The sequence below is a fragment of the Streptomyces tricolor genome (genome assembly GCF_002155905.1).
GTDB lineage: Bacteria > Actinomycetota > Actinomycetes > Streptomycetales > Streptomycetaceae > Streptomyces > Streptomyces tricolor.
Genome location: NZ_MUMF01000589.1, coordinates 1 through 6,435, shown reverse-complemented (window position 1 = coordinate 6,435; position 6,435 = coordinate 1). Strand labels below are relative to the sequence as shown.

The 6,435-nt window shown below is 72.4% G+C and carries 7 protein-coding genes; 5 read left to right on the top strand and 2 right to left on the bottom strand.

The annotated features are described in order from the left end of the window. The 5 genes from CCN44_RS34550 to CCN44_RS34530 form a co-directional block, all read left to right on the top strand. Positions 1-787: heme ABC transporter ATP-binding protein (locus CCN44_RS34550; protein ID WP_244204013.1), on the top strand; the 787-nt coding region annotated here is incomplete at its 5' end. 162 nt (positions 788-949) lie between these two features. Then, positions 950-2,086 carry an iron uptake system protein EfeO gene (gene efeO, locus CCN44_RS34545; protein WP_086702363.1) on the top strand — a complete coding sequence of 379 codons (1,137 nt, stop codon included), beginning with the start codon at positions 950-952 and terminating at the stop codon, positions 2,084-2,086. A 16-nt stretch (positions 2,087-2,102) separates the two neighbouring features. Then, the gene (efeB, locus tag CCN44_RS34540; protein ID WP_059249028.1) at positions 2,103-3,353 is read left to right on the top strand and encodes an iron uptake transporter deferrochelatase/peroxidase subunit; all 1,251 of its coding nucleotides are present in this window, start codon (positions 2,103-2,105) and stop codon (positions 3,351-3,353) included. 3 nt (positions 3,354-3,356) lie between these two features. Beyond that, positions 3,357-4,229 (top strand): iron uptake transporter permease EfeU, encoded by an 873-nt coding sequence (gene efeU / locus CCN44_RS34535; RefSeq protein WP_059249029.1) that lies wholly within the window; start codon positions 3,357-3,359, stop codon positions 4,227-4,229. Beyond that, positions 4,189-5,181 carry an SCO2278 family lipoprotein gene (locus tag CCN44_RS34530; RefSeq protein WP_086702360.1) on the top strand — a complete coding sequence of 331 codons (993 nt, stop codon included), beginning with the start codon at positions 4,189-4,191 and terminating at the stop codon, positions 5,179-5,181. The genes efeU and CCN44_RS34530 overlap by 41 nt, the downstream gene beginning before the upstream one ends. Before the next feature lie 9 nt (positions 5,182-5,190). On the opposite strand, the gene CCN44_RS34525 is transcribed toward CCN44_RS34530, so the two are convergent. Both CCN44_RS34525 and CCN44_RS34520 read right to left on the bottom strand, forming a co-directional pair. Further along, on the bottom strand, positions 5,191-5,931 hold the full coding sequence (locus CCN44_RS34525) for a bifunctional DNA primase/polymerase (RefSeq protein ID WP_059249031.1): 741 nt from the start codon (positions 5,929-5,931) through the stop codon (positions 5,191-5,193). Positions 5,932-6,034: 103 nt separating this feature from the next. After that, positions 6,035-6,435, bottom strand: a 401-nt coding sequence (locus CCN44_RS34520) for a TetR-like C-terminal domain-containing protein (RefSeq protein ID WP_208639898.1), incomplete at its 5' end; no start/stop codon positions are given.

Here is a 6,435-nt window from a genome sequence, read left to right as displayed (position 1 = left end):
CGTCCCCGCCGCCCCGGGCGACGCCGTCGCCGAAGCGGAGGACCTGCACGTCCGGCGGGGTGCCCGCGCCGTGCTGCGCGGCGTCGACGTCACCGTCCGCGCCGGCGAGGTGCTCGCCCTGGTCGGACCCAACGGCGCCGGGAAATCGACCCTGTTGGCCGCGCTCGCCGCGGACCTCCCGGCCGCCGCCGGTGTCGTCCGCGTCCACGGCCGCCCCGCCGCCGAGTGGTCCGCGCCCGAACTCGCGCTGCGCCGGGCCGTGCTGCCCCAGTCGGCGGCCCTCGCCTTCCCCTTCACGGTGGCGGAGGTCGTACGGATGGGCCGGGCGCCGCACGCGGCGACGCCCGCGGAGGACGACCTCGCCGTGGCCGAGGCGATGGCGGCGACCGAGGTCACCGGATTCGCCGGGCGGCCGTTCCCGGCGCTCAGCGGCGGCGAGCGGGCCCGGGTGGCGCTGGCCCGGGTGCTCGCCCAGCGCGCGCCCCTGCTGCTGCTCGACGAGCCGACCGCCGCGCTGGACCTGAAGCACCAGGAGGCGGTGCTGCGGCTGTGCCGGGAGCGGGCGCGGGCGGGGGACGCGGTGGTGGTCGTGCTGCACGATCTGGCGCTCGCGGCGGCGTACGCGCACCGGGTCGTGGTGCTCCGGGACGGCCGGGTCGCGGCGGACGGCCCGCCGGAGCGGGTGTTCACCGAGGAGTTGCTCTCGGAGGTGTACGAGCACCCGGTGGAGGTGTTCCCCCACCCCCGCACGGGCGCGGTCGTGGTGGGACCGAAACGGCCGCTTTGACCGTCCCTTTGCCATCCCCTGGCGTCCACTTTGAGCCATTGAGATCGAGCCGTGTCTGTGATCCCTCTGTGAGAGCTGAATCACGGCACGCACGGGTATGGGTGAGGTAAGCCTCATGTAAGTTAGGCCAGCCTCACCAGCCCAGACCCGCTTGGAGCCCGCATGCGAGCCGTCCGACTGACCGTCACCGCCGCCGCCACCGCGGCGACTCTGACCGCCCTCTCGGCCTGCACCGCGAAGAGCGACGCGAAGGACGGCGACGCCATCCAGGTCACGGCCGCCGACTCGGCGTGCGACACCTCCGCCAAGTCCGTGCCGGCCGGCCGGGTCACGCTGAAGATCGAGAACAAGGGGTCGAGGGCCACCGAGGTCGAGATCCTGTTCCCGGACGACCGGATCGTCTCCGAGAAGGAGAACATCGGGCCGGGCACCAAGTACACGCTCACCGCCGAGGTGAAGGCCGGGTCGTACGAGATAGCCTGCCGGCCGGGCATGAAGGGCCACGGCGTCCGGCAGAAGCTGACCGTGACCGGCGGCGGCAGCACCGCCAAGCGCGACCCGAAGCTGGACAAGGCGGTCGCCGAGTACCGCCAGTACGCCCAGGACCAGGCCGACGAGACGCTGCCGAAGGCCGCGGCCTTCGTGCAGGCGATCAAGGACGGCGACCTGGAGGCCGCGAAGAAGGCCTACGCCGTCTCCCGCCTCGGCTGGGAGCGCACCGAGCCGGTCGCCGAGTCCTTCGGTGACATCGACCCGAAGGTCGACGTCCGCGAGGACGGCCTGGAGGACGGCCAGAAGTGGACCGGCTGGCACCGGCTGGAGAAGGCCCTCTGGCAGGACAAGAAGATCGGCGCCGAGGAGAAGGCCCTCGCCGACCGGCTGCTGACGGACCTCAAGGACTGGCAGAAGCGGGTCGGCAAGGCCGAGATCACCCCCACCTCCATGGCCAACGGCGCCAAGGAGCTGCTGGACGAGGTCGCCACCGGCAAGGTCACCGGCGAGGAGGATCGTTACGCCCACACCGACCTGGTCGACTTCAAGGGCAACGTCGAGGGCGCCCAGAAGGCCTACGAACTGCTGAAGCCGGTCGCCGCGAAGAACGACCCGGCACTGGCCAAGGAGCTGGACAAGCAGTTCACCGCGCTGAACACGCTGCTCGACACGTACCGCACGGACAAGACGTCGTACGACTTCGTCTCCTACGACAAGGTCACCAAGGACCAGCGCAAGGAGCTGTCCGACGCGGTGAACGCGCTCGCCGAGCCGCTGTCCAAGCTCGCCGTCGCGGTCGTGAAGTAGGCAAGGGGGCAGGGCGATGACCGAGAGCCAGGGGAGCAATCCGTCGCGCCGCGCGCTGATCGGCTGGGGCGGTGCCGGGCTCGCGCTCGGCGCCGCCGCGGCCGGCGGCGCCGTGGCGATGGCCAGGACCGGCGACGACATGGACCCGGCCGCCGCCGAGGCGGGCGGCGCGGTGGAGTTCCACGGCGTCCACCAGGCCGGCATCGCCACCCCGGTGCAGGACCGGCTGCACTTCGCCGCGTTCGACGTGAAGACCGAGGACCGCGAGGAGTTCGTCCAGCTGCTCAAGGACTGGACGGCGGCGGCCCGCCGGATGACCGCCGGGAAGACGGTCGGCGAGGGCGCCTACGGCGGGCTCGCCGAGGCTCCGCCGGACGACACCGGCGAGGCGCTCGGACTCAAGCCGTCCCGGCTGACCCTGACCATCGGGTTCGGGCCGTCGCTGTTCGACCGGTTCGGCCTGGCCGACCGGCGGCCCGAGGCTCTCGTCGACCTGCCCAAGTTCCCCGGCGACAACCTGGACCGGTCCCGCACCGGCGGCGACCTGTGCATCCAGGCCTGCGCCGACGACCCGCAGGTCGCCGTGCACGCCATCCGCAACCTGGCCCGCATCGGCTTCGGCACGGTGGCCGTGCGCTGGTCCCAGCTCGGCTTCGGCAAGACCTCCTCCACCACCCCGGACGCGCAGACCCCGCGCAACCTCTTCGGCTTCAAGGACGGCACCCGCAACATCGCGGGCACCGAGACGGACCGGCTGAAGAAGTTCGTGTGGGTCGGCGACGGCGACGGGCCGGCGTGGATGACCGGCGGGTCGTACCTGGTCGCCCGGCGCATCCGGATGAACATCGAGACCTGGGACCGCACCTCGTTGCAGGAACAGGAGGACGTGTTCGGCCGCGACAAGCGCGAGGGCGCCCCGGTCGGCAAGGCCAAGGAGCACGACGAGCCGTTCCTGAAGGCGATGAAGCCCGACGCGCACGTGCGGCTCGCGCATCCCGACGCCAACAACGGGGCGACCATCCTGCGCCGGGGCTACTCCTTCACCGACGGCACCGACGGCCTGGGCCGGCTCGACGCGGGCCTGTTCTTCCTCGCCTACCAGCGGGACGTGCGCACGGGCTTCATCCCGCTCCAGCGCAACCTCGCCGCCCACGACGCGCTCAACGAGTACATCCAGCACGTGGGTTCCGCGGTCTTCGCGGTGCCGCCCGGGGTCCGCGACGCCCACGACTGGTGGGGCCGCACGCTGTTCTCGAAGGAGGCGTAGTCCGTGTTCTCCAACTACCTGATCGGTCTGCGCGAGGGTCTGGAGGCGTCGCTCGTCGTCTGCATCCTGATCGCCTACCTGGTCAAGACCGGCCGCAGGGACGCCCTGAAGCCGATCTGGACCGGCATCGGCATCGCGATCGCCATCGCCATGGGCTTCGGCTGCGCCCTGGAGTACGGCTCCCAGGAACTGACCTTCCAGGCGCAGGAGGCGCTCGGCGGCTCCCTGTCGATCCTCGCCGTGGGCCTGGTCACCTGGATGGTGTTCTGGATGCGGCGCACCGCCCGGCACCTGAAGTCGGAGCTGCACGGCAAGCTGGACGCGGCCCTCGCCCTCGGCACGGGCGCGCTGGTCGCCACCGCGTTCCTCGCCGTCGGCCGGGAGGGCCTGGAGACCGCGCTGTTCGTGTGGGCGTCGGTGCACGCGGCGAGCGACGGCACCCCGCGCCCGCTGGCCGGCGTCGCCCTCGGCCTGGCCACCGCGGTGCTGCTGGGCTGGCTGTTCTACCGCGGCGCCCTGCGGATCAACCTGGCCAAGTTCTTCACCTGGACCGGCGGCATGCTGGTCGTGGTCGCGGCGGGCGTGCTCGCGTACGGCTTCCACGACCTCCAGGAGGCCGGCTGGGTCCCCGGCATCAACGAGCTGGCCTTCGACATCAGCGGCACCATCCCGCCGGACAGCTGGTACGGCACCCTGCTGAAGGGCGTCCTCAACTTCCAGCCGGACCCGACGGTCGTCCAGGTCACGGTGTGGGCGCTGTACCTGGTCCCGGTGCTCGCGCTGTTCCTCTCCCCGGTAGGGTTCGCCTCCGGAAAGGGGAAGGTGAAGGAGCCCGATGACCAGGGAACGCAGCCGTCGACGGCTTCGCAGGCGTGACCGTAAGGCCCTCATAGCGGCCTCGCTGACCGCTTTGTCGCTCACCGCCAGCGGATGCGTGGTGGTGCACGGGGAGCGCGAGGTACTGCCCGCCAGCACCCGCGCCGAGGCCGCCAAGGCGCTCACCGCGTTCACGGACGCGTACAACAAGGCCGACAAGGCCTACGACAGTTCCCTGGACGCGCCCTACGTCACCGGCGCGGTCGCCGACATCGACGCCGCCCGGCTGAAGGCGGGGCGCGTCAACAGCCCGTCCGGGAACCCGCGCCACACCCCGCTTGCGCTGACGGACGTGAAGTTCACGATCCCGAAGAAGGCCGGCTGGCCCCGCTGGTTCGTCGCCGACGCCCGGGGCAACAAGGGCGGGAACTACCGCTGGGTGCTGGTCTTCACCCGGGGCGACCTCGACGAGCGCTGGCAGGTGGCCTACCTCACGCTCATGACCCCCGGCACCGTACCGGAGTTCAAGAAGGACGAGGACGGCTGGGCCGAGGCCGTACCCGCCGACACCACGCGGCTGGCCGTCCGGCCGGACAAGCTGAGCGAGACGTACGCGGACTACCTGAAGCACGGCGGGAAGACCTTCGCGGACGGCCGCGACACCAGCGGGCTGCGCGCGGCCCGCGCCAAGGAGGCCAAGAAGCCCGGCCTCGTCCGGCAGTTCATCGACGAGCCGCTCAACCACGGCGCCTACGCGCCGCTCGCGCTGCGCACCGCGGACGGCGGGGCGCTGGTGTTCTTCACCACCCGCCACTTCGAGAAGCGGACCGCCTACACGGGCGCCACCGTGCCGATCCCGAACAAGGACGTGCAGGCCCTGGTCAAGGGCGAGGTGAAGCAGTCCCTGACGATGGAGTCGATCGCCAACGAGGCCGCGGTCGACCCGGCCGGCAGCGGCCCGGTGCGGATGCTGGGGCGCGCGTGGGGCCTGACCTCCGCCCAGGGGGAGTGAGCGGCTCGCTCAGTGGTGCAGGGGCCAGGCCGCGCCGTGGTGGCCGGCCTCGGTGCCCACGTGCCGGGCGCAGGCGTCGGTGAGCGCCTCCAGCAGGCTCAGCGGGTCGGGCAGCGGATGCTCGGTGCCGCGCACCCAGCGCACCCGCTGGTCGTCGTCGCCGGGCAGCCGGGCGGGCGGTACCAGGACGTAGGAGCCCCGGCAGTGCCAGCGCAGGCCGGGATGCTCGTCCATCGTCTCCGGGTGGCAGTCCAGCTCGCAGGGCCACCACTCGTCCTCGTCCTCGGGGGTGCCCCGGGTGAGGGTGAAGAACAGCATGCGGCCGTCGTCGCTCTCGGCGACCGGTCCGACCTCCACGCCGGAGCCGAGCAGCCGCTCCAGGGCCTCCCGGCCGGCCTCCAGGGGCACGTCCAGCACGTCGTGCACCATGCCCGTGGCGGTGATGAAGTTCGCCTCCGGCTGGTGCCGGGCCCATCGCTCGATCTGGGCGCGGTCGGTGGTGGACTGCGTCTGCCAGGCGAAGGACACCGGGTGCCGGGCCGGGGTGGGGCAGCCCACGCGGTCGCAGGAACAGCGGTAGCCGTCGGCGGGGTGCGCGGCGGGGGCGAGGGGCAGTCCCGCCGCGGCGGCGCCGAGCAGCAGGGCCTCACGGCCGCCGTCGTCCGCGGCGGCCTCCTTCGAGCGGCGTCCGAGCAGCCACTGGGAGAGTTTGCCCTGCCGACCGGTGCGGCCCCCGAACGTCCCGCTCATCTATCCCCTCGCCTCGCTGGTGTGCGGACAGCATGCCCTATCGTCCCATCTTCGCGTGCTTCGGGGGTCCGGAACCCGACCGAGAGGGGTGGCCGACGGGCGGTCACCGCGGTGCGATGCCGTACAGCGCGTAGTCGACCAGGGTGTCCGTGTAGTCGTACGAGATCGGCCCGGTGCGCTGCAGCCAGCGCTGCGCGAGCGGTGAGACGAACAGCTCCAGCGCGATCCGCGGGTCCACGTCGGCCCGTACCTGCCCGGTGTCCTGGGCCGAGCGCAGGCGGGCGACGTACAGCTGGAGCTGGGGTTCGAGGAGTTTGGCCACGAACTCGCGGCCGAGCTGCTCGTTGACCACGCCCTCCGCGGCCAGCGCCCGCGACGGCACCTCGAAGCGCGGGTCCACGAGCTCGTCCACGGTGGCCCGCAGCACCGCCTTGAGGTCGGCGGCCAGGTCACCGGTGTCCGGGATGGCGTCCGGCGCGTGCCCCGCCGCCCGGGCCGCCTGCT

Bases quoted from the DNA above. Each gene is read 5' to 3' on its own strand.
- efeO (WP_086702363.1), top strand. From the start codon at position 950: ATGCGAGCCGTCCGACTGACCGTCACCGCCGCCGCCACCGCGGCGACT.
- efeB (WP_059249028.1), top strand. From the start codon at position 2,103: ATGACCGAGAGCCAGGGGAGCAATCCGTCGCGCCGCGCGCTGATCGGC.
- CCN44_RS34530 (WP_086702360.1), top strand. From the start codon at position 4,189: ATGACCAGGGAACGCAGCCGTCGACGGCTTCGCAGGCGTGACCGTAAG.
- CCN44_RS34525 (WP_059249031.1), bottom strand. From the start codon at position 5,931: ATGAGCGGGACGTTCGGGGGCCGCACCGGTCGGCAGGGCAAACTCTCC.